Genomic DNA, 22,197 nt, shown 5'->3' on the forward strand with positions numbered 1-22,197 from the left:
ATTCCCACCTTATAAAGCGCTTTTTAACTCAAAAAATATATCACTGCACAATATATTTCCATGCAGTGATACTATTTTTACTGTGCCTTGTTCGGTTGTTCTACTGGAATTGAATTTGCATTTGATCTATTTGTTTTTAACTCAAAATACGCATCCAAAATTTCTTTACCAATCGCAGAATTAATTCCTGATTTATCATCATTCACCCATGGTACAACAACTGAAAAAGCTACTTCCGGATCAGCATCATATGGTGCATAACCGGCAAGAGTTAAATTATAACATTTTTTTCGGTTGTTGTTCTCATCTCTTCCAATATCACTTTCTCCACCATATACTGTCTCAGCTGTTCCTGTTTTTCCCGCTGGTTTATATGGTAGACCTTTAAACGTTCCGGTACCTGTTCCGTCAGCTTCTTGAAAAACTCTTCTAAATCCTTCTTTTACATGATTAATGTACGAAGTGTCCATATCCACTCTATTTAATACAACTGGTTCAATCGACCGAACGACTTTTCCTACATCCTCTGGTCTATTCGGTTGCTCTCTAACTTCTTGTACAATTTGTGGCTTCATTCGGTAACCGCCATTTGCAATGGTTGAAATATATTGTGCAAGCTGAAGCGGCGTATATGTATCATACTGTCCAATCGCGTAATCAAGTAAAAATCCGGGTATGTTATCAGTTCTACCTACTTGACCAATTGATTCATTTGGCAGGTCAATACCAGTCGACACACCTAGGCCAAATTGTCTAAAATAGTAGCGCATTTTATTAAATGTTTCTTGTTTAATATCTAATGGATTGTTTGGGACATAATTAATGCCTGCCATTTTTAAAGCCGTATTAAACATATAAACGTTCGATGACACTTGCAAAGCTCTTAAATCATCAATATCCCCAAATTCTTTCCACGATTTCTTCGGCTTAGAACTTCCTTTAAAATACATTGGTGCATCAAAGAAATGTGTATACGGCTTAATCGCTTCTGTTTGATATCCAGTTAATAAAGTAGCACCTTTTACAGTTGACCCTAACTCATAAGAACTTGTCATCGTTCCTAATGCATAATCTTCTATTTGCATACCGCCATCTTTATTTACAATTTTCTTTCCTGCCATTGATAAAATTTGACCGTTTTTCGGATTCATCATTACTACGAACGCACGATCCATCATCGGCTCTGCAGCATGAAAGGCTCGTAAATTCTTTTCAAGACTTCCCTCTACTCTTTTCTGTAAATCCATATCGACTGTTAACATCAAGTTATTTCCACTTTTTCCTTCAGTCACTTTTTCTGTTCGAACAATCTTCCCTGCTTTATCCATAATATTTTTAGACTGTTCTTTCGTTCCATGTAGTGCATCTTCGTATTGTTTTTCAATGTAACTTTTACCAATACGGTCGTTTCGATTATAATCACGAACTAAATAATAATCTAATTGTTCTCTTGGCAACCCTTCATTTTCATTAGAAACGCTACCTAGTATAGAGCGCAGTATTTTATCATTTGGGTATTCACGTTCCCAATCTACTGTCGTATCTACCCCCGGTAAACTTGCCAACCTTTCACTAACGACAGCATATTCATTTTCACTTACATCTTTTTTAACGATTTGCGGCGTCATTTTATATCCCGCATTCATTTTGCTTTTAATGGCTAGTACTTCTAGGTCTTCTTTTGAAAGTTCCCTTAATTCTTCTTGTGTAATTCTTTCCCTACGTAACTCTTCAACTTTTTTATCTAATTCTTTCCCTTCTATCTCCTGCTTTCTAAATTTACTCTCATCTTCTTTCGTTACTTTCGCTGCTGCCCGCTTTTCATTTAACTGCATCCAAAAATCCTTTTTATCTGTTTCTGTTAACTTGTCTATGTCCTCTTGCGACATTTCAATTAGCTTAGCTAAATCTCTTGCTACTTGTAAAACTTCTTTCGAGTCTACTCCTCTCATTTTCGTATATGTAACGGTTCGCAATGGTTTATTATTTACAATAACGTGACCTTGCCGATCAAACATTTTCCCTCTAGGAACGGGAGTGCTTACCGTTACATCTTCCTTTTTATTTACTTCATTTCTATACGTTTCTCCATCAATGATTTGTACTTTACCTAATTGAATTATAATAGCTGAAAATAAAAGAAAGACAATAAAAAATAGTACATTTAACCGAAATGGAATATGAGTCTTTTTCTTTTTGGATAGTTTTTTCTGCTCCTTTTTCTGTCTCATTTCGCTCCCTCGCTTCATTCTATTAACATTTGTACGCAAAGTCATTATGTATCAAATTTATTTATATGATATATATAGAATTTTATATTAATTATAAAAGAAATAAAAGATTTAATTTTCAGTTTTTTATTTTTATACCCTATTTATTACCATTCCCTTAATGCACAATAAAATGAATATTATTCTAAAAGAAAAATGGAGCAAATTTATTTTTATAAATTATAGAGATGTTGTTACTACATTATCAAAATGTTTTCATATTGCTTAATACAGCGATTACCCAAATAAAAAACTGAGGTATCTACCTCAGTTTTTTCGATAACTTATTTCATTAAAGATAACCCTTCAACAAACTCACCAATCTTATTTTGAAAAACAAAGTCAAAGTTATATTCTTGTCCTGTTAACTCTTCATTTACTAAAATAGTTGTTGCCCCTACTTCTCTCTTTGCGATTTCCGGAAATGAAGCGACAGGTTGTACTTTTAATGACGTTCCCATAACGAGAAGTACATCTGTTTCATATAAACGTTTCATCGCATTTTGATATTGAGGCAGTGTATCTCCGTATAAAACAACGTCTGGATTTAAAATGAAATTACACTTCTCACAGCGCGGCACTTCATGATCAATCATATACTGTAAATCATATCCCGCTTTACACTTCGGACAATGTGCTGTTTGAAGTGTTCCATGTAAATCAATGACATGTTTACTGCCACCTAATTGATGTAAACCGTCAATATTTTGCGTTAAAATCGTAATATCTTTCCCTTGTTCTTCTAGCTCAGCTAAAAAACGATGTCCACGATTTGGTTTATATTGATGGAACGTATTAATTTGAAAGATTTCTTTATAATGCTTCCAAAATTCTTTCGGACTTCGGTTATAGTACCCTCTTGATAAATACATCTCCACATTCGCATCAGCATACAATCCATTTGCTGAACGGAAATCTGGGATACCACTTTCCGTACTTGCACCAGCGCCTGTTAATACTGTAATTTTCTTCGCTTTTTCTAAAATTAAACGTACTTCTTCAAATTGTTGCACAAAAATCACCTCTATGTATTTTCCTATTCTTATTATACCAGTTGTTTACAGGAGGTGTTGTACAATTCATTTTACTTAATGCGTTGCGCCCCCAATCTCTACAATATCTACTTCAACTGTCATCGTTACTTCAATTGCCAATTCTATTCCCTTACTAATAGTAGAAAGTGACATACTCGGTTGCCCTGGATAATTACTCGCTTGTTCTGGTAAAAACGGAATATGAATGAATCCGCCTTTTATTTTCTTATCATGTTTCTCTAATTCATGCATAAGTCCATAGAATAAGTGATTACAAACGAATGTGCCTGCCGTCTGTGAAACAGATGACGGTATGCCCTCTTCGCGAAGTTTTTTTACGATTGCTTTCATCGGAAGTGTAGACCAATACGCAATCGCTCCTTCTTCTACAACCGGTACATCTACTGGCTGATTCCCTTCATTATCAGCAATTCTTGCATCATCAATATTAATTGCGACACGTTCTATCGTAATATCTGGTCTGCCCCCAGCTTGTCCGATACATATAATAATTTCCGGCGCTAGTTCTTCTATATACTCTTTTAATACGCTTATTGATTTATGAAATACAGTTGGTATTTGTTTGCTTATTATCTTGTATTCTCCAATTGTTTTTTCATGCAAACCTTTTGCTACTTCCCAAGCTGGATTGATACTTTCTCCGCCAAACGGATCAAACCCTGTTAATAATACTGTTTTCATAGTTTTATCCTCCTAATTAAAAACGATATACAAGGCCGTACATAATAAACATATTTATGATAAAAATTGAAAGAGCAATTGGTACTTGTGCTTTAATAACTGCATTTTTATCCTTTAGTTCTAAAAGCATTGCTGGTACAATATTAAAATTTGCTGCCATTGGCGTAAGCAGTGTTCCGCAATATCCAGCAAACATACCAAGCGCTGCCATAATCGCTGGGTTTCCGCCGTGCATTTGAACTATTAAAGGTAAGCCAATTCCGCCAGTAATAACAGCAAACGCTGCGAATGCATTTCCCATTACGACTGTAAATAGCATCATGCCTAAACAGTACGCCATAACAGCAACGAACGGATACTCTGTCGGTAACACTTGTCCGACTAAGTCTGAAACAACTTGTCCAACGCCAGACTTCGCGAATATACCGCCAAGTGCTGCTAACATTTGTGGTAAAATTACAGCCCAGCCAACAGCTTGTAATAGTCTGCTTCCTTCTTGAACAGGCGTTGTTATTTTTGATTTTGTAATACGCATCGCCGCGACGAATGCGAGTAATGCACCAAGCGCTAATGCAACTAATGTTACTTTATCTGGATCAACAAGAGAGACATTTCCCCATTTAATTTTCCCTAACGTCAACGTACCGATAATTGTAAAAATAGGAATTAATAGTGCAGGCATAAAAATTTTATTTTTTAATTTCTCAGCATGTTTTACACGTTCTTGTACTGGAACTTCTTTTTCCTCTGATTTTGTCACTTTATTTAGCGAGGCTAAAACGACCATAGCGAGCACGATACAGCCAACGTAAAACGAAGGAATTACATTTCCAAATAAAAATGTAACTGCAAACAATGCCCAAAATAAACTAGAACCGAATCTGTTTGGATGTTCACGATCGAATGCGATACGAACAGCGATAAAAGCAACAATTATCCCTAATACATAATAGATTGTATCCATTGTGATGATGTTCATATTAGATTGCCTCCTTCTCTTCTTTTCCTTCTGCCTTCATTGTTTTCTCTATATATTTATCAAACCTTCTAAATCTAATCCAGCTTACAATAAGTGCAGATATTGCTGTCGGAATGCCCCAAAGTGCCATATCCCATACACCGACATGCATACCTACTGAATCGAAGAATCCTTTCATTAATAAAATAGCACCAGTTGCGATGAAAATATCTTCTCCGAAAAACCAAGCTGTATTTTCCGCAGCAGCTGCGTTTGCTTTAATCTTTTCTCTTAATTTTTCAGGAAGTTTACCGTATTTACCTTGCGCAGCCCCTTCTGCCATCGGTGCAACGAGCGGCCTTACTGTTTGCGCATGCCCACCAATATTAAGCCCTAGTGCTGCTGATGATTCTCTTATCGTAAAATATGACATTAATACTCTTCCAGTTGTTGCTCCTTTTGATTTCGTTATAAGTGCTTCGGCTCTTTCTTTTAAACCGTAACGTTCTAAAATTCCGATTACCGGTAAAGTTAATATAATTGGCATAGACATATATCTATTTTCTATGAAAAATTTACCGAACATGCTGATCACATCATAAAAACTTAATCCTGAAACCATACCAGTAACAATACCTGCAACCATAACTACTAAAAGTGTATTTAATCTAAATAAAAAGCCCACTGCCACTAATAATATCCCGATTAATTTCACCAATTCCAACACTTCCCCTCATTTTTTATTTCGGTGCACATATAGAAATACCATTATGTCCGAATGTTCTGTATATTCTTTCTGCAAATTGCACTGCTTTTTCCCCATCACCGTGTAAACAAATCGTTTGCGCCTGAACTGCTACTTTCTCTCCATTGATCGAATTTACATGGCCTTCTTTCACCATTTGAAGTACTTGCTTTATCGCTTCGTCTTCATCTTTTATAAGCGCATTTTCTTCTGTACGGCTCGTTAATGTACCATCTTGCTTATACGTACGATCCGCAAAAGCCTCTTGTACGAGAGTTACATTGTATTTTTCTGCAGCCTGTATAAACGCCTCGCTATTTGCTAATCCGTAAAGTAATAGACTTGGATTTATATGATAAATTGCCTTTGCGATTGCATCTGCAATTTCCGGATTAGACGCCGCCATATTATATAAGGCACCGTGCGGCTTTACATGATGCATCTTCCCGCCAGCCACTTTTACAAACCCGTCTAATGCGCCGATTTGATATAAAACATAATCGTATACTTCACTTGCTGAAACATTCATGTTTCTTCTACCAAATCCAATTAAATCAGGAAATCCAGGATGCGCCCCTATTGCTACGTTATGCTCCAAAGCTTTTTCAACAGTTTGACGCATAATAGACGGATCACCCGCATGAAAACCGCAAGCAACGTTTATAGAGGAAACGAACGGAAGAATTTCATCATCATTCCCCATTTTATAAGCTCCAAAACTTTCTCCTAAATCACAGTTTAAATCGATTGTAGTCACAATGTATTCCTCCTAATTCCAGCTTCGTAAAGCGATGAATTTCTTTAATAGATTCATATTTACTTCCTGTTCTATGTACAATTGTTCCGCTTCTTCAAGCGTAATTTTCTCAAAAGAAACATAGTCCCCCGGCTTTAGCTGGGCAAGAAGAGGTAAATCTACTGAAATGATATTTCCCATTCTCGGATAGCCACCTGTCGTTTGCCTATCTGCCATTAATATAATCGGCTGTCCGCCATTAGGAACTTGAATGGTTCCAAATGTAACAGGACTCGATAAAATCTCTTTTTCTTCAATCCTATTTAAAACTTCTCCCTCAACCCTATAGCCCATACGGTCAGCATAATTAGATACCTTATACTCTTTCGTAAAAAATGCCTTTCTACTTTCTTCTGTAAATTGATCGTATTCAAAGTCAGCTATGACACGAAGCTTAGGATGTTTCTTATACTTTGGTAGTACGCTGTTGCTAATTACCCATTTCGTTTTTATTCGCTCATCTTTTTGTAAGTCTTGAATGAAACGATTCGCCATTTCTGAGTACGTACCAATTTGAAAACAATCTCCTTTTTTCAGCATTCTTCCTTCTATACCACCAATCGCAGCACGTATGTACGTACTTTTGCTTCCCAATGTACCCTCAATATGTATACCACCCGCAAAAGTCACATACGCTCTACAACCATTTTTCACTTTTCCAAAACAAAGCATACTACCTTCTTCCGCTAAAATGGGACGCCATAATGGGATACGTTCTCCATTTAACAACGGTTCCATATCAACCCCACCAATTGCGAGTAAAGTCGTTTTCTTTATTAACAATTTAGGACCTAAAATCGTCATTTCTAATCCTGCTTCATTCTCTTCATTACCGACTAACATATTGATGAGCCTAAGCGCATTTTTATCCATAGCACCCCCAACAGGTACACCAAACTGTTGATAATAAGATCGCCCTAAATCTTGGACTGTTGTAAACATTCCTGCATGCAAAACTTCTACATCCATTCTTTAGCCCCCTCAAGCGATACGTACTCTTCCTTCGTTATCGGGATAAATCGTAAATACATACCACTTTGAATATATGTTGGTATTTCTTCTTTCGGATTAAATAGAGTAATAGGTGTTCGGCCGATAATATTCCATCCACCTGGTGTTTCAAGCGGATAAATACCTGTTTGATTTCCGCCAATACCTACTGAACCAGGAGAGATTTGTAATCGTGGTGTTTCTTTTCTAGGTGTTTCTAATTCTTTTGATAGTCCTCCTAAATACGGGAACCCTGGTGTAAAACCAAGCATATATACAAAATATGTAGTTTCACTATGTATTCGAATCACATCTTCTACTTGTAAACCGTGATAATGCGCGACCTCTTCTAAATCAGGTCCATATTCTCCCCCGTAGCACACTGGTATAGAAATATGTTTCACATTCTGTTTTACTTCTTCTTTATAAGAATCACACAGCTCCTTTATATACTGGCGAACGTAATCATATGACCTTTCACTTCTCTCATTTCTCTTCCATACTTCGTATACATTGTAGTAAACAGCTAATGAAGTAAACGACGGAACACACTCAATCATTCCTGCAAACGGATGTTGCTGCAGTGCTTTAAATAACCGCTGTACTTTCTCATATATACCCATCTTAATTTCTTCACCAAATGTAACAATAATTGCTTGATCCCCTAACGCAGAAAATTTCATCCTACTCCCTCTTTCTATGCCAAAAAGCCGAGTTCTTTCGAAATGCGATGCGCTGTTTCTTTCACCTTCGCAATAAAATATGAAATGTTACTTTCGCTGTACTCAATTGCTAATCCTGAAATACTAATGCCTGCTACAACCGTTCCATCGCTCGCGAAAATGGGTGCTGCTATCGCGGCTGTATGATTTTCTAACTCAGAATAACTAATTGTGTAGCCTTCCTTTTTTGCCATTTGCAACACTTCTAACAATTGTTCCTTATCCACGATTGTTCCATCTGCAAACTGTTTTAAATCCACTTCCTCTATGTATCTCCGTTTCTCTTCCTCAGAGAAATACGATAGTAAAATTCTTGGACATGCACCAGCATAAAGCGGTGCTCTTCTTCCAACCGCCGTATACACGCGTACCGGCTGAACACCCTCCATCTTTTCAACGTAAATTGCGTCATTATCATCTTGAATTATTAAATTAACTGCCTGTCCTAAACTATCTCTAAGTTCTTTCATATAAGGAATTGCTATATTTCTTACTGATAATCGGTGTGAAACAAGTTGACCGAACCGTAAAAATACGACCCCTAAACGATATTTCCCCTTTTCATTTTTTTGTAAAAACGCCATCTCTTCTAACGAGCCAATTAAACGATAAACAGATGTTTTCGGCATATTTGTAAGCTGAACCATCTCAGTTAAACTTAGCTCTTCATGCTCATAAAACAACTCTAAAATATCCATTGTCTTAACTGCCGTTTTATTTATACTCATTCTATCTCCCTTTCGTTCCGAAAAACGGAACTTAAATTCCGTTTTTCGAAACAAACATATAATTTAAAATTATAAAATATTCTTTCAATTCAATCAATAGATTTTAAGCAAATAAAAAAGCATGGAAGAATATCTCTCCCATACTTCACTACACTTTATAACGCTCTTACTTGTTTCAACGGCCAGAAAACAGCTTGTCCTTTTCCAACAATTTCATCTTCTGAAATAAAGCCAAACATGCGACCATCCTTAGAAACTTCACGATTATCCCCTAAAACAAATACTTGGCCTTCTGGCACTTTCGTTTTCCCTGTGATTTGTTCTAACGTAAAGTCTGGAGTTAATACACGGCCTACTGCTTTTTCTTTAAACTGTTTTAAATATGGTTCTTCCATCGCTTTTCCGTTTACATATAAAACATCATTTTTATACTCAACTGTATCGCCTGGCAAACCAATTACTCGTTTTACTAAATCGTAACCTTCTTTTCCGTGGAAGACGATAATATCAAAGCGATCTAATCCACTTATACTATAACCAATCTTATTCACGAGAACTCGTTCGTTATTTTCTAAAGTGGGCATCATCGATTCACCTTGTACTAAAGAAGGTGTAAATAAAACACCGCGAATAATAGCAATTAATACAAGGGTAAACCCTATCGTTTTAGCCCATGAGAATAATTCTTTCTTCGTATTTTCCTTCATCGTTTCTCCTCTTTCTTAAGCACTTATTTTATTATTTCAACTAATTCTTGTACTAAATTAGGATCTATTTCAGAAAAACATGATTTTCCTTCTCTTACCGCTGTACCGACGTGAGCTTGCGAAATCCCAGTTTCATCTAGCAATCGCTTTATATTTTCTTTCGTCACGCCAGCTCCAGCTACAAGCTGAATTTGACCATCGCTTACCTTTTGCATTTCTGTAAGCACCGGAATATTCTCTACTATATTTCCTTGTCCACCTGAAGTTAAAACGTGAGTCACTTTATGAAACTTCTTTAAAGTTCTCATCGCTTCTACTGGATTTTCTATATCATCTATCGCACGGTGGTACGTTACATTTATTCCATCTACAACAGATAGTAAGTCCGCTAATTTCTCTTCATCCACTTCATTTCGTTCATTTAATACGCCTAATACTACACCAGCTGCTCCTAACTTCTGTGCAACTATAATATCTTCTTTCATCATTTCAATTTCTTCTTCCGTATATGTAAAAGACTTCGCATGCGGACGAATCATAACATGAATTGGTATACTTACCGCTTCTACCGCTTTTTTTATAAAAGCATAACTCGGTGTTAAACCACCTTCTGTATAAGATGAAATTAATTCAATCCGCTTCCCGCCAGCGCTTTCAATTCGTTTTACATCTTCTAAACATGTTGCAATAACCTCTAGCATGAGATGACCTCTTTTCGTGCTTTTTTCTTATTATAACATTAGTAAAAATAAGAAGCCTAGCTTTCTCCTTTAAAACTTAAAAAAGAAGAATGAAAAGAAAGATTTTTTTATTGGCAACAATTATTGGTAACATCCTATTATTCATGTACACTCCTACCATAATGAAAAAACCCGTCATTTTGACGGACTTTTCTAATTTCAAGCTTTTCTTTCCTCAGTTTTCATATCAATGCCTAATTGATCTTCCAATAACTTTACACCTTTCTTTGTAAGATGGACAGCCCGATTCTTATTCGTTTTTGTAATCCATTCCTGTTCAAAAAATAGTTTTGCTATTGCAGATCCTAACCAACCGGCAATATGGTAGCGTCGTTCACTCCAATCAAGGCAAGGTTTTGCAAATACCCTCCTTTTTGTATCTGCCCCATCAACATTTATTCCAAAATTCAGAAACCATTGCTTACCTTGTTCCGTTACAATGTATTCTCCATCCTCTAAAATTATAAATTGCCTATCTAGTAATTTTTCAGTTATCTCTACACCGAGTTTGCCTGCAAGATGATCATAACAAGTTCGAGCATAACGAATTTGTTTTAGTTGGCTTGATTGTTTTAAAGAGCGAACTTGAACTGTTGGTGCAATTGTCCCTAACTTTTCAAGCACTTCTGCAACTTCTTGATTAGCAAGTCGATAGTAACGATGTCTACCATGTTGTTCAACTGTAAGTAAATTCCCTTCTACTAATTTAGAAAGATGCGAACTAATTGTTGGATGTGACACTTTTGCCATATAAGCCAATTCACTAGCAGGTAGTGCCTGATTATTCATTAGACAATCTAATATGATTGCTCTTGTAGGTTCAGCAATTAGTTTAGCTATATATGAGATATTCGGATATACATTCATATTTCGATGATACCCTAACTATTAAATTGATACAATTATTTTAAGTTTAATAGTAAAGGAGAATGTATTATGGATGCAATTGATCTTAGTATATTAAATTTGAAAGAAACGAGAAGGCGCTCAGAAAAATTATGGAATTCTCTTCCTAATAATTTTCTTAATTGGAAGCCTGATCCTGAGGCTATGTCTTTTGGTGAGATGATTCGTCATGTATGGAGTTCAACTTTTTACTACCATATGATTATAAAAAACAACGGTTCAATAAACGACATACGTATCCCGTATGATGACGAGCCGATTACTTGTGTAAAAAAAGAAATTGAATTGGCACAATCATACTTTACTGACTTCATAGAATATGTTCAATCAATAAGCATAGCCGAGCTAGATTCAAGACTTATTGATAGAAGCGATGTTGGCTATCAACGATATTTAGGCGATATGCTATTACGAATTGCCTATCATGATGCGGTCCATGCAGGTCAATTTTTACAATATTTACGAATGGTAAACTTAGAAAGACCATTAATTTGGGATTAAATACGAAAAATGTTTATACAGCCTCCAAACTGGCATTACAATAAGAATTTTTCAACAAGAAACAATCACAAAACCATGATAATCATTTATATTAAAAACCTACATCTCAACTAAGTACTTCATACACATAAAAAGCACGGGTTTGATTACTAATCAAACCCGTGCTTTCAAAACAACTATAATATCCATAAACAATAAAATGTAAAATTTAAAAACTACGACCGAAACGCCGCATCCGCCAGCATAGACAATGTTGCATCATCCATCGGTGGATTATGCAGTCCTGCTCTGACGTTTAAATAGTAACGATGGAGCGGATTTTTTTCTGATAAACTTTTTGCTCCTACGATGCGCATCGATTTATCCACTATAGATATCGCCGCATTTGTTACAGCATATTTCACGGCTGCTAATTCTGCTTGCAGTGATAGTTTATCTTCTGCCTCATCGTACTTTTTCGCAATTTGATATAAAAAGACGCGAGCTTGCATAAGCTCGAGTTCTAATTCTCCAACTAATCTTCTAACATTCGGCAATAAACTAATAGAATGGTTTAAACTGTTTGGCTTGTATGATTCCGCAAATTGAACTGCATAATTTCTTGCTGATTGTGCAATTCCTAAATAACATGCTGGTATATGTAGCAACCAGCCAACACCCTTTTGTTTTACTTTCCCGCCTTTTATATCTGTAAAAAAGCGACTTTCTATCTCTACATTTTGTAAGACAAGGTCGTGGCTAGCAGTCCCTCGCATTGCAACGCTATCCCACGTTTCTTCAATAGATACACCGAGTGTATTTCTTGGAATAACAAACTCACCAACTTCTTCTTGGCCTTCCATACTTGCTGAAATAATAAAATAATCAAGTACTGGTGCCATCGTTGTAAAAGTTTTTCTTCCATTTATAACCCACTTCTCGCCTTGTTGAACCGCTATTGTTTCTGGTTTGCCGCCACGCGTCGGACTCCCTGTTTTCGGTTCTGTTGCTGCCCTGTTAAAGAGCGCACCATTACGTACTTCTTCGCAAAACCATTTGAACATCTCATCATTCCAAGAGCGATTTTCCGCTAGCTCTTTCACAATGCCAAGATGCCAGCCAATCGATAATGCAGTAGCTCCGCAGCCTTCCGCGATTTTCTCTTGAAATAAAACAAAGTCATATAAAGAAATCGCACTACCACCAAATTCCTTCGGTAACGTTAATTTCGTATATCCGATATCTTTCAAATCATTTATATTTTCATACGGAAATGATCCCAATTCACTTAGCTGATGCTCCCTTTCCATGAACTTCGGAATCAATTTATTTATTTGTGCAATAATGAAAGATTGTTCTTCTGTTTCAACAAATGAGAGTGCCATACTATAATCTCCTTTATGTTCGATTCATCAACCGCTCACTTTTTCATTATGATTATATGAAGCTACCTCTCTATTGTTTCACTATTCCGATAAAAATACAATGTTTTTGACTAATAAGAAAAGTTCCTATTTAAGGATAGGTTCTTTTCTTATGTTAATCTCCCTTCAATGCCTTTAATGGCAAAGAGGTTACATATCCAATATACGAGAATAATTCTTTAAAGAAGAATGGAATTTCTGTGTCTAACGTTTTATATGCTGATGTCGGCGTTGGTGAAGCATACGCTTCAATATTAATATGTTTTGCAATTCTCATTGCGCGTTTCATATGAAGTGGATCACTTACAATCGTGTATGTGCGTATTCCGTTCTCTATTCCAACTTGCTTCGCATTTTTTAAATTTTCTTCAGTGAAAAGGGATTTAGTTTCAATTAAAATATCTTCCTCTTTTACACCTTGTTTCATTGCATATACTCTTGCAGTACGTGCTTCCTCAAGTTCTGCCTCGAACTTTGTACCACCTGTAAAAATAATCTTTTTAATATTTCCGTTCTTATATAAAGAAATCGCATGATTAATTCTTTCTTTAAATACAGGAGATGGTTTTCCGTTCCACGAAGCTGCTCCTAGTACGATACCAGCATCCGTTTTCACGTCATCATTTGCTTTAAAACGATAACTCCAAATATCGTAAGCTGCATAACTTACATATAAAATAGCAGAACAAATCATTAGTAAAAATACTTGAAAGATTCGTCTTTTCTTACTCTTCTTATTTTCTTTCATTTGTAATTGCCTCCGTACATCATCCATACTTCTATAAAAAACATTTATATCAAATCGTTTTGTTTGAGTTTATTTAAAAGAAGGAACTTTACTTGTTATTTATGTATAAAAGGGTTTTCATTTAAAATTGAGGATTATCAATTCATTTTCATTTGCGGTTTTCATTACATTTTTTAAATTCATAAGTTTATTACCATACAACTACATTGTAACGAATTTTTTCTCAGAAGGGAACGATGAAACAAAAGGAATTAAAATAAAGTAGCATTTTGTAAGAAAAAAGGTATATTTTTCATGTCTCACGAACAATATACCTTTCAAAACACGAATTATAACTTTTCTTTATATAACTCTAATTTTTCTAACAATTGTTCTTTTACGCCTGGCCATTCACTCGAGATAATACTGTACACCACCGCATCTCTCACATAACCATTCGGTAATTTTCTTTCATTTCTAAGCACACCTTCTTTTACTGCGCCTAATCTTTCAATTGCTCGTTGTGCTTTTTCATTTCTTGCATCCGTCTTAATTTGCACTCTCAGCATATGCAGTTTTTCAAAAGCATACTGGAGAAGCATATACTTACACTCTGTATTTATACTCGTACGTTGTACACTCGGATGATACCACGTTTGCCCTAACTCAACTGTCTTATCTTCTACTGAAATATTATATAAACGTGTACTTCCTACAATCTTATTCGACTGTTGATCTACGGTTACGAAAGGTATTTGATTACCTCTTCCGTAGCCCTTTATCGCTTTTTGAACGTATTGTTGCATATCTTGCACACTATCCATTTTAGAGATTAAATACGCCCAAATATCCCGATTTCCTTCTACAATCGAAAACAAAGTTTCGACATCAGTATTATCCATTAACCGCAACTTTGCTCTTTCGTGAATAATTTCCATTTTTAAGCCCCCTTTGCTGTTACTATATCATAAGAATCAAAAACGTATTATAAGAATAAAAAAATATAACGAAAAGAATTCTTTTCAAATATATTCTTCTCGTATAAGGTAGGAAGACCCATCAGTAACCCTTAAAAAAATAATTTTTTGATAATTTCCAATAAATTCTATATAATGATAAACGGGAGGGGATAAAAAATGCTAGATCAAATTACTTGGGGAACGCCAGGCAGCTTATTATGCTTAGGGTTCTTTTTTGCGGGACTAGGAATCTTCTTAAGAAGCGTTACGTCGTATACGAAAAATAAATAAGAATATCCCGCTTTTAAACAAAAAAAGCCCTCTTTTTACAGACGGCTTCTTTTGTTTAACTTTATCTTATTAAAACTTCAAAGCAATAAATAAGCAATCGGCGTAATAATAAGTAACGTTAAAATCGTTCTCTGCACATATAAAATAATAAGTTCAGATACTTTTAACGGAATATCTGTTGATAATATACAAGGAATGGAAGCGGAGAAAAACAAAATAGATGATACGGAAACAACTGCAATAACAAACTTTGTCACAATTGGTGCACTTACTACTAATAATGACGGTAAAAACATTTCTGCAATACCAACTGATGCGGCTTTAGCGGCTAAGTCTGCTTCTGGTAATTGTAATAGCCATGTAAACGGATAGAAAATATAACTGATCCAATCAAATATTGGCGTAAACTTCGCTAAGACGATACCAATTAATCCTACTGACATAATGGATGGTAAAATTCCCATCGTCATAATAAATCCGTCTTTTAAATTTAATGCAATATTTTTCATAATGCTCGGTGCAGACTTTGATACTTCTAACGCATCTTCCCAAGCACATTCTAACATTTTCTCTTTATAAACAGGCTCTGGGAACCCTTCTTCTGTTACATATGTATCTGGTTTTCTACTAAGGGGCGGGATTCTTACGGTGATAGCAGTCACGATGAATGTTACAACAAGTGTAGTCCAAAAATAAACATTCCATAAATGCATAATATCTAATGTTTTTGCGATGATGATCATAAATGTAGCGGATACTGTAGAAAATCCTGTAGCGATAATCGCCGCTTCTTTTGTCGTATACTTTCCTTCTTTATACACGCGATTCGTAATAAGGAGAGCAAGCGAATAACTTCCAACGAAGGACGCAACTGCGTCGATTGCCGATCTCCCCGGCGTATTCCATAATGGCCTCATAATCGGCCGACAAAATGTACCGATAAATTCAAGCAATCCATATCCGACTAATAACGCTAAAAACGCCGAGCCAATTGGAACGAGCAAACTTACTGATATGACTAGCTTCTCATACAAAAACGGTCCAACATCTGGCGCAAAGAACCAAGCTGGTCCTACTTTTAAACAATATAATATGCCAAATACAACGCCAACTACTTTTAAAATAGAAAAACAAATGTCTACGATAGATGCATTCCATTTCTTCGTATAAAATGGATAAATCGCACCAATCGCCATAACGAACAATGCATAATAAGGTACTACGCCTGGAACCGAAGCCCTAATCCACGATACGATATGATCAATCATAATAGACGATGCACCGTTTATCGTAACAGGAACGAAAAACATAAACACTCCAACGAGACTAGCAAGTATAAACCGAAGAATAATCCCCTTCTCTCGCTCTGTCTTAATTACATTACTTTTTAATTCAATTTCACTCAAAATTCGACACCTCCTATTATCTAAATATTCTGTATAATTATGTTATATTCCTTCTTTCCATTTCTACTATTTAATCATATGAAAAAGCCTATTTTAAAATAGGCTTTTCTATTACCTCTCATAATCATCCACAATCACTTGAATGATACGATACGATTCTTCTGCTACTTTTTCATTACTATCCCTATTCGTATCATATGTAATTAACGCCTTCCAAAGTGCCCATCCTCTTGCTCTATTCCATGTTTCTTCATTCATACGTAACACTTCTTTAAATACGTTTCTGCTATTCTTATCAAAAAAAGTCCATGCCATCGCTGCATCACAAGCCGGATCCCCTACTCCTAAAATACCAAAATCAATTACGGCACAAAGCTTTCCCTCTTTAACGAGTAAATTCCCCGATGCTACATCTCCATGAACCCAAACTGGCTTACGGTCCCATGTTGAACTAAGTGCTACATTCCAAAGGTGCTTTAATAATGCCTCGTCAAAAACATCCTTATTATTTTCAATAGCAACTCTCGCCTCTTCATCATATACAGATATAAGTCCGCCTCGGTAAAAATTATGTGTTCCAGCTAAAGGTCCGTTACTCGCATTGATAGATTGCAATTCTACTAAAAAAGATCCTAAGTCCGCCGCAAATTCATTTAAATCCCGAACGTTTTGTTTCGTAACTGTTTCTCCCTCTATCCACTTATTAATAGACCAAGGCAATGGATACGCTTCAGACGGATTTCCTTTCGCAAGTGGGGTAGAAATCGGTAAAGAAAGCCCCTTACTTAATATAGGAAGCCAACTATTTTCTTTCTCTACTTGCGGTGCATATGCCGCATCACTTGGCAATCTTACACTCATCTCATACCCTAAGTGAAACGTCCTATTATCATGCCCACTAAACTTTACAGGTTTCACTTCTAAATGGGCCCATTCGGGAAACTGTTCCTGTATTAACTTTTCAACTAAACTTACGTTAATTGGATGCATTCACATTCTCCTTTTCTTTTGAAACTTACTAAGCCCATCCGTACTTCCAACATATTCAAAACCATTTTTCTTATAAAAATCATTTAACGTACGATTATGCCCCACGCAATCTAACTTCAAATACTCTTTGTCATGTTGCACATTCTCTTCTATCCACTGTAAAATCCATTCTCCAATTCCGTTCCCCTTATACTTCCGTTTCACCGCAAATCTATGAATATATAATGAATTAGAAACTTCCTCTTTACCAAAAATATGTTCATCCCATTCATTTTGTTTAGGAGAAACTGTAATCGTACCAACTATTTCATCTTCTTTCATAACAATATACGTATATTTCTCTCTTATACATTCTAGTATTTCAGCCGTAGCTTCCTCTCCTAAAAGATACTGCCACTGATCCACTTCTTTATATTGTAGCCATTGTGCTACTTCTTTTAATAAAAGGATAATACTATCACTTTCATTTTCAGTAGCAATTCGAATTGCATATTCTTTACTTATATTGCTCTCCATATTGCCTTTCCCCTTTCAAATTGCTACCATACTGACAAACGAGTCCTTCCATCATTTTCATCTGTAATATATTCTACATAAAATCCTTGATTCACTGCGTTTTCATACATCATTTCAATCTCTTCTTGGTTTTTCGCATAAATTTGTATATACTCACCATCCGCTACTAATACGACTACTTCACACTTACTCTCCTTAAATTCTTCAAATGTTGCAATTTCTCCTAGTACCTCTCCTTTTGGACATGCTTTTAGATCTAAAAATAAAAGATAATATATGTTATCTTTTATTAGCTTTTTTAATTCTGATCCTTCCATGATCTCGTTATCTTCTGAAAATAATTCTGGACCTAATTCATTCCCTATTATTATATAAGCTTCCTCCCTTCCCATGACTTGCCAATCAAATACAGTAATATCAATTGGCTTTAATACTTTCCAAAGTAAATTATCATATCCATCTAGAATATCTACTGTAATCCCTCTTTTCATATGCTTGCTCCTAACTTATTCATTTTCGTTTCATACATTATATATCAAATGTAATTACTATATTTTGTCGATACATATGTACATCATAAAAAACCGCTCCACTACTAGCGAAACGGTTTCCTTTTGCTTACATTTAAATATTTCATTCAATTGTTGCACTGCCTTTTAAAATAATTTCTAATATATGCACCACATTAGCCGTTCATTCTTAATGCTCACTTCGACTTTACAAAGTAATATAAAAACCATACTGCATGATTTTGTTCATCCGCAGCTATTCTCCGTAACAACTCTTTCAAATGTACATCCGATGTCTCATCTGAAATTTCCAAATAAAAATCTACTGTTTTTTGTTCATCTTGTATAGCAAACTCTAATCCTTGTAAATACGTATTTGGGCAGTCTTCAGTAATTTGTGGTTTCGGCTGCCTTCCAGTTAAGTTCGTATAAATTTGTACAAAGTTGTGGAAATGCTTTATTTCATCATTACGAATTTCAAGAATTTGTTTTTGTTCTACTTGATTTGGAGCCATATTCGCTAATTTTGCATAGCAGCTTATGGCGCTATACTCTCCATTTATAGCTTTTTCAATATCACTAATCAACTTATCATTTTGCCTATACCAATCATAATAATTTGAATTATACATCGTATCCCCCCATACTTTCGCTTACCATTTTATGCATTTAGAAATAGTAGGAGCCTGTGTATTTAACGGGACGGCTTTAGAATGAAAGAAAAGTTTGAGAAAAGGGTCTATTTTGCAAAGGAATTGCTTATGCATAAAATAATACTATTGTATACTGTTGCTATAAACTCTCGCGGGAGTTAAGAAAATAAATTCGCGAATCAACGATTGGTTCAACATGATGCGGTGCGAAGCTATTATGAGTTAAGTGACATAATTAGGAGGTTCCACTATGCCATCTTTATTTAAAACTATGGAGTTCCAGCTAAAAACCGAACGACTTGACCTGAGTATGTGGGAGGAATCCGATTCAGTTTGGATGAGGAAATTAATTGGCGAACGTGGTGTGGACATGCCGACCCTCGACTCCGTTCGTAAACGGCTTATTGAGATGCGTAAGAAGGCAGATGAAAATGGCATTTCCCTTCTCACTATTCGAAGAAGAGACGAAGGCGATTTCATCGGATACTGCGGCTTGATTATCGGTCGTTCCACACTTGAAGAGCCGGAGATTGCATACGAGTTGTTCCGCAGCGCTCATGGTAAAGGTTATGCGACTGAGGCGGCATCTGTTGTACTGGACGCGGCGATTGCTACTGGGCGCCAAAGACTTTGGTCGACTGTAGGTGCTTGGAATATCGCTTCCCTCCGGGTACTAGAAAAGATAGGATTTAAGCGTCATCACAGTACGTGGGATGACGAACGTGGTGAGATTGTCTGGAATGTACGTGACCTTTAGAAATCCCGACTTAATTCTAAACATAACACTTTTCAACAATTAGGTGTTTACATTGAGGAAAAGCCAGAAAAATTAACAAACTTTATTATCAGCAAATATTCATTCTTCAGCTTATAGATTTCATCAAAAAAAGCCGTTTCACTAATTAGTGAAACGGCTTTTTTTTAAGCGTTCAATTCTGTTTTATACCCTTTTACTGCACTACGTTTGAATGCAGTTGCTAATATAGTAACCATACTTACTATACCAATCCAAACGAGTACAGTAACAGGAGTATTCCAACTTAACCCTTTTCCGAAGAAGAAGATTTCTCTTAGGCCTTCAATCATAAATTTCATTGGTAACCATGAGTAAACCCAGTCTTGATAAAACGGAGACAACATCTCAGGTGCTAATGATAGTAACGGCGCCCCGAAGAATAGTAATAAAGCGAATAAACCGATTCCTTTTAGCCCAACCAATGAAAGTACCGCAGATATCATTAAGAAGAAACTAAAAGAAGTAATGGATAAGAATAGAGCTGTATCCGTGAAGTTCGAAATATTTAACCCTACCATCCCATCCGCAATCCATGTAAGACCAAATCCAATTACAAGTGTCGCAATAGCTCCTGTTACGATTTGGTTTACTTTTAACAGAAAGTTTTCTTTTCTTGAGCTTACTGGCATTTTACTAATCGCAATAAAAATAATCGCTGCACTAGCTAAACTTGCAATCCATAACGGCTGGAACAATGATATTGGTGAGTTACCGTTCGCACTATTTTTGCCGACCTCATTCATATTTTTCACGTTCTTTACAATAGGTGTTACTAATTTCGCAGCTTGATCTGTTGTTAATGTACCTCCTTTTTCCTTATATCCTTCTAATACTTGCGCGCGAACAGTATTGTTCATATTATCAACAATCGCCTGTAATATTTGTCCTGCCATAGTTGATGCAGCCGTATTCATTCCTTGATTAATATATATTTCTATCTCAGGTGAAGATGGCTGTGGTGTTCGTAACGACGCTTGTTTTGCGCTAAATTCTTTCGGGATGACTAATGCCGCGTAATACTCTTTATTGTTTAATCCCTTTTGAACGGCTTCTTTATTTTTTACTTCTACCCACTTCACTGCGGGTTCTTCCTCTGATTTCGCTGTTTTTTTCATGTTATCAACGATCGTTTGCCCCATATTCATTTTCGGTTGATTTGGAATTTCTACACCTTGATCCTCATTTACAATTGCAATTGGCAAGTTTTTCGGCTTTGGTTGAACAGTTGGAAATAACGTTAATGAAAAAATAAAAACAACAAGTAGTGCAATAACTGGTGATAACAATAAAAGTTTATTTTTAAACATTTTCTTTTCTCCTCCCTTAATTTGATCTATAATAACCAACAACGTGTTGTTTATTTATATTTTGAATTATATGTTCGAGTTGAACCTTATACAATAATCAAAAATCGTGAATGTGTTGGTTATAAGACACATTTTCTAAATGTGTTGAGTAAAATTAAGGAGGGATATGCTTTGCGCGATAATAATTTAGATTTGCGTGTTGTTCGTACAAAAACTGCCATACGAAATGCATTGGTGGAGCTAATTGAAGAAAAAGGTTTTGACGCCATTACAGTGAAAGATATTACAACGAAAGCAAACATTAATCGCGGTACTTTCTATGCGCACTATCAAGATAAATTTGATTTAATGACAAAATGCCAAGAAGACATTATGTACGAGTTTTCTAACATTGCTAAACAGAAATTCCCAGAAGTTATTGCTGACCTTGGATCAAATCCTTCTCCAACAATGCCATTTATACTTATCACTTCTATTCTTGCATTTCTAAATGAAAATAGTGATTTTATGAGAGCTGTACTAAGTCCGAAAGGAGATTTATCTTTCCAAACAAAACTGAAAGACTTTATGTGGAAAACATTATTTGAAGATACGAATGGTCCTCTCATTAATAAGGAGAATTTACTTGTTCCAAGCGAATACTTAACTTCTTATATGGCATCTGCGCATATAGGTGTCATCCAACAATGGTTAAATAATGGACAAAAAGAAACACCTGAGGAGATTGCTCGCTTTTTATCAACAATCGCAGTTCATGGACCTTTTTATGCGGCTGGCTTAAAGAAATAAGTCAGCTATATAATAAAAGAACATCCACTATAATAGCGGATGTTCTTTTATT

At 35.7% G+C, this 22,197-nt stretch carries 24 protein-coding genes; 3 read left to right on the forward strand and 21 right to left on the reverse strand.

Annotated features, from left to right (window positions below):
• Positions 1–77: 77 nt before the first annotated feature.
• The 12 genes from N2V80_RS15160 to N2V80_RS15215 form a co-directional block, all read right to left on the reverse strand.
• On the reverse strand, positions 78–2,231 hold the full coding sequence (locus tag N2V80_RS15160; protein WP_061655634.1) for a peptidoglycan D,D-transpeptidase FtsI family protein: 2,154 nt from the start codon (positions 2,229–2,231) through the stop codon (positions 78–80).
• Between the two features lie 323 nt (positions 2,232–2,554).
• Complete coding sequence (locus tag N2V80_RS15165; RefSeq protein WP_061655635.1) at positions 2,555–3,283, reverse strand: NAD-dependent protein deacylase; 729 nt, start codon at positions 3,281–3,283, stop codon at positions 2,555–2,557.
• A gap of 75 nt (positions 3,284–3,358) precedes the next feature.
• On the reverse strand, positions 3,359–4,006 hold the full coding sequence (gene pcp / locus N2V80_RS15170; protein WP_061655636.1) for a pyroglutamyl-peptidase I: 648 nt from the start codon (positions 4,004–4,006) through the stop codon (positions 3,359–3,361).
• Positions 4,007–4,022: 16 nt separating this feature from the next.
• Positions 4,023–4,985 (reverse strand): DUF979 domain-containing protein, encoded by a 963-nt coding sequence (locus N2V80_RS15175; protein ID WP_001021658.1) that lies wholly within the window; start codon positions 4,983–4,985, stop codon positions 4,023–4,025.
• Between the two features lies 1 nt (position 4,986).
• Positions 4,987–5,682, reverse strand: a complete 696-nt coding sequence (locus tag N2V80_RS15180; RefSeq protein ID WP_000239809.1) for a DUF969 domain-containing protein — start codon at positions 5,680–5,682, stop codon at positions 4,987–4,989.
• 22 nt (positions 5,683–5,704) lie between these two features.
• Entirely contained in the window at positions 5,705–6,466 is a 762-nt protein-coding gene (pxpA, locus tag N2V80_RS15185) for a 5-oxoprolinase subunit PxpA (protein WP_000207311.1), read from the reverse strand.
• 12 nt (positions 6,467–6,478) lie between these two features.
• On the reverse strand, positions 6,479–7,474 hold the full coding sequence (locus N2V80_RS15190; protein ID WP_061655637.1) for a 5-oxoprolinase subunit C family protein: 996 nt from the start codon (positions 7,472–7,474) through the stop codon (positions 6,479–6,481).
• Positions 7,465–8,178 (reverse strand): 5-oxoprolinase subunit PxpB, encoded by a 714-nt coding sequence (gene pxpB / locus N2V80_RS15195; RefSeq protein WP_061655638.1) that lies wholly within the window; start codon positions 8,176–8,178, stop codon positions 7,465–7,467. Before pxpB ends, N2V80_RS15190 begins: the two co-directional genes overlap by 10 nt.
• A gap of 14 nt (positions 8,179–8,192) precedes the next feature.
• Positions 8,193–8,945, reverse strand: a complete 753-nt coding sequence (locus N2V80_RS15200) for an IclR family transcriptional regulator (protein WP_061655639.1) — start codon at positions 8,943–8,945, stop codon at positions 8,193–8,195.
• A gap of 155 nt (positions 8,946–9,100) precedes the next feature.
• Positions 9,101–9,652, reverse strand: a complete 552-nt coding sequence (gene lepB / locus N2V80_RS15205) for a signal peptidase I (protein ID WP_000662490.1) — start codon at positions 9,650–9,652, stop codon at positions 9,101–9,103.
• A gap of 23 nt (positions 9,653–9,675) precedes the next feature.
• Complete coding sequence (locus N2V80_RS15210; RefSeq protein ID WP_061655640.1) at positions 9,676–10,353, reverse strand: copper homeostasis protein CutC; 678 nt, start codon at positions 10,351–10,353, stop codon at positions 9,676–9,678.
• Positions 10,354–10,551: 198 nt separating this feature from the next.
• A complete protein-coding gene (locus N2V80_RS15215; RefSeq protein WP_001103810.1) occupies positions 10,552–11,259 on the reverse strand; it encodes an ArsR/SmtB family transcription factor in 708 nt (235 codons plus the stop codon).
• Positions 11,260–11,328: 69 nt separating this feature from the next.
• Between N2V80_RS15215 and N2V80_RS15220 the strand changes: the two genes are divergently transcribed.
• Positions 11,329–11,799, forward strand: coding sequence for a DinB family protein (locus N2V80_RS15220; protein WP_061655641.1), 471 nt, complete (start codon positions 11,329–11,331; stop codon positions 11,797–11,799).
• Positions 11,800–12,014: 215 nt separating this feature from the next.
• Here the strand turns inward: N2V80_RS15220 and N2V80_RS15225 are convergent, their stop codons facing one another.
• From N2V80_RS15225 to N2V80_RS15260, 8 genes are all read right to left on the reverse strand, one after another.
• Positions 12,015–13,163, reverse strand: coding sequence for an acyl-CoA dehydrogenase family protein (locus tag N2V80_RS15225; protein ID WP_001218341.1), 1,149 nt, complete (start codon positions 13,161–13,163; stop codon positions 12,015–12,017).
• A 154-nt stretch (positions 13,164–13,317) separates the two neighbouring features.
• Entirely contained in the window at positions 13,318–13,950 is a 633-nt protein-coding gene (locus N2V80_RS15230; RefSeq protein ID WP_000662216.1) for a YdcF family protein, read from the reverse strand.
• A gap of 329 nt (positions 13,951–14,279) precedes the next feature.
• A complete protein-coding gene (locus N2V80_RS15235) occupies positions 14,280–14,867 on the reverse strand; it encodes a GNAT family N-acetyltransferase (RefSeq protein ID WP_000402584.1) in 588 nt (195 codons plus the stop codon).
• Positions 14,868–15,256: 389 nt separating this feature from the next.
• Entirely contained in the window at positions 15,257–16,585 is a 1,329-nt protein-coding gene (locus N2V80_RS15240; RefSeq protein ID WP_061655642.1) for a YjiH family protein, read from the reverse strand.
• Between the two features lie 111 nt (positions 16,586–16,696).
• On the reverse strand, positions 16,697–17,575 hold the full coding sequence (locus tag N2V80_RS15245; protein ID WP_061655643.1) for an aminoglycoside phosphotransferase family protein: 879 nt from the start codon (positions 17,573–17,575) through the stop codon (positions 16,697–16,699).
• Positions 17,576–18,091, reverse strand: a complete 516-nt coding sequence (locus N2V80_RS15250; protein ID WP_061655644.1) for a GNAT family N-acetyltransferase — start codon at positions 18,089–18,091, stop codon at positions 17,576–17,578.
• A gap of 23 nt (positions 18,092–18,114) precedes the next feature.
• Entirely contained in the window at positions 18,115–18,582 is a 468-nt protein-coding gene (locus N2V80_RS15255; RefSeq protein ID WP_000820197.1) for a DUF2691 family protein, read from the reverse strand.
• Between the two features lie 215 nt (positions 18,583–18,797).
• On the reverse strand, positions 18,798–19,232 hold the full coding sequence (locus tag N2V80_RS15260) for a ferritin-like domain-containing protein (RefSeq protein WP_000282831.1): 435 nt from the start codon (positions 19,230–19,232) through the stop codon (positions 18,798–18,800).
• A gap of 271 nt (positions 19,233–19,503) precedes the next feature.
• On the opposite strand from N2V80_RS15260, the gene N2V80_RS15265 reads away from it, so the two are divergent.
• Positions 19,504–20,010: a GNAT family N-acetyltransferase gene (locus tag N2V80_RS15265; RefSeq protein WP_001139529.1), complete on the forward strand. Its 507-nt coding sequence runs from the start codon at positions 19,504–19,506 to the stop codon at positions 20,008–20,010.
• A gap of 164 nt (positions 20,011–20,174) precedes the next feature.
• Here the strand turns inward: N2V80_RS15265 and N2V80_RS15270 are convergent, their stop codons facing one another.
• Positions 20,175–21,356, reverse strand: a complete 1,182-nt coding sequence (locus tag N2V80_RS15270; protein ID WP_000475859.1) for a YhgE/Pip domain-containing protein — start codon at positions 21,354–21,356, stop codon at positions 20,175–20,177.
• A 171-nt stretch (positions 21,357–21,527) separates the two neighbouring features.
• Here N2V80_RS15270 and N2V80_RS15275 point away from each other — a divergent pair, with 171 nt between their 5' ends.
• On the forward strand, positions 21,528–22,145 hold the full coding sequence (locus tag N2V80_RS15275; RefSeq protein ID WP_001205503.1) for a TetR/AcrR family transcriptional regulator: 618 nt from the start codon (positions 21,528–21,530) through the stop codon (positions 22,143–22,145).
• The last annotated feature ends 52 nt before the right edge of the window (positions 22,146–22,197 follow it).

It is taken from the genome of Bacillus sp. FSL W8-0640, assembly GCF_038007725.1.
GTDB classification, from domain to species: Bacteria; Bacillota; Bacilli; order Bacillales; family Bacillaceae_G; genus Bacillus_A; species Bacillus_A cereus.

What these genes read in the sequence shown, in the direction of transcription:
- N2V80_RS15160 (WP_061655634.1), bottom strand. Translation starts at nt 2,231, where the DNA reads ATGAGACAGAAAAAGGAGCAGAAAAAACTATCCAAAAAGAAAAAGACT.
- pcp (WP_061655636.1), bottom strand. Translation starts at nt 4,006, where the DNA reads ATGAAAACAGTATTATTAACAGGGTTTGATCCGTTTGGCGGAGAAAGT.
- N2V80_RS15175 (WP_001021658.1), bottom strand. Translation starts at nt 4,985, where the DNA reads ATGAACATCATCACAATGGATACAATCTATTATGTATTAGGGATAATT.
- N2V80_RS15190 (WP_061655637.1), bottom strand. Translation starts at nt 7,474, where the DNA reads ATGGATGTAGAAGTTTTGCATGCAGGAATGTTTACAACAGTCCAAGAT.
- pxpB (WP_061655638.1), bottom strand. Translation starts at nt 8,178, where the DNA reads ATGAAATTTTCTGCGTTAGGGGATCAAGCAATTATTGTTACATTTGGT.
- N2V80_RS15200 (WP_061655639.1), bottom strand. Translation starts at nt 8,945, where the DNA reads ATGAGTATAAATAAAACGGCAGTTAAGACAATGGATATTTTAGAGTTG.
- lepB (WP_000662490.1), bottom strand. Translation starts at nt 9,652, where the DNA reads ATGAAGGAAAATACGAAGAAAGAATTATTCTCATGGGCTAAAACGATA.
- N2V80_RS15210 (WP_061655640.1), bottom strand. Translation starts at nt 10,353, where the DNA reads ATGCTAGAGGTTATTGCAACATGTTTAGAAGATGTAAAACGAATTGAA.
- N2V80_RS15215 (WP_001103810.1), bottom strand. Translation starts at nt 11,259, where the DNA reads ATGAATGTATATCCGAATATCTCATATATAGCTAAACTAATTGCTGAA.
- N2V80_RS15220 (WP_061655641.1), top strand. Translation starts at nt 11,329, where the DNA reads ATGGATGCAATTGATCTTAGTATATTAAATTTGAAAGAAACGAGAAGG.
- N2V80_RS15225 (WP_001218341.1), bottom strand. Translation starts at nt 13,163, where the DNA reads ATGGCACTCTCATTTGTTGAAACAGAAGAACAATCTTTCATTATTGCA.
- N2V80_RS15230 (WP_000662216.1), bottom strand. Translation starts at nt 13,950, where the DNA reads ATGAAAGAAAATAAGAAGAGTAAGAAAAGACGAATCTTTCAAGTATTT.
- N2V80_RS15235 (WP_000402584.1), bottom strand. Translation starts at nt 14,867, where the DNA reads ATGGAAATTATTCACGAAAGAGCAAAGTTGCGGTTAATGGATAATACT.
- N2V80_RS15245 (WP_061655643.1), bottom strand. Translation starts at nt 17,575, where the DNA reads ATGCATCCAATTAACGTAAGTTTAGTTGAAAAGTTAATACAGGAACAG.
- N2V80_RS15250 (WP_061655644.1), bottom strand. Translation starts at nt 18,091, where the DNA reads ATGGAGAGCAATATAAGTAAAGAATATGCAATTCGAATTGCTACTGAA.
- N2V80_RS15255 (WP_000820197.1), bottom strand. Translation starts at nt 18,582, where the DNA reads ATGAAAAGAGGGATTACAGTAGATATTCTAGATGGATATGATAATTTA.
- N2V80_RS15260 (WP_000282831.1), bottom strand. Translation starts at nt 19,232, where the DNA reads ATGTATAATTCAAATTATTATGATTGGTATAGGCAAAATGATAAGTTG.
- N2V80_RS15265 (WP_001139529.1), top strand. Translation starts at nt 19,504, where the DNA reads ATGCCATCTTTATTTAAAACTATGGAGTTCCAGCTAAAAACCGAACGA.
- N2V80_RS15270 (WP_000475859.1), bottom strand. Translation starts at nt 21,356, where the DNA reads ATGTTTAAAAATAAACTTTTATTGTTATCACCAGTTATTGCACTACTT.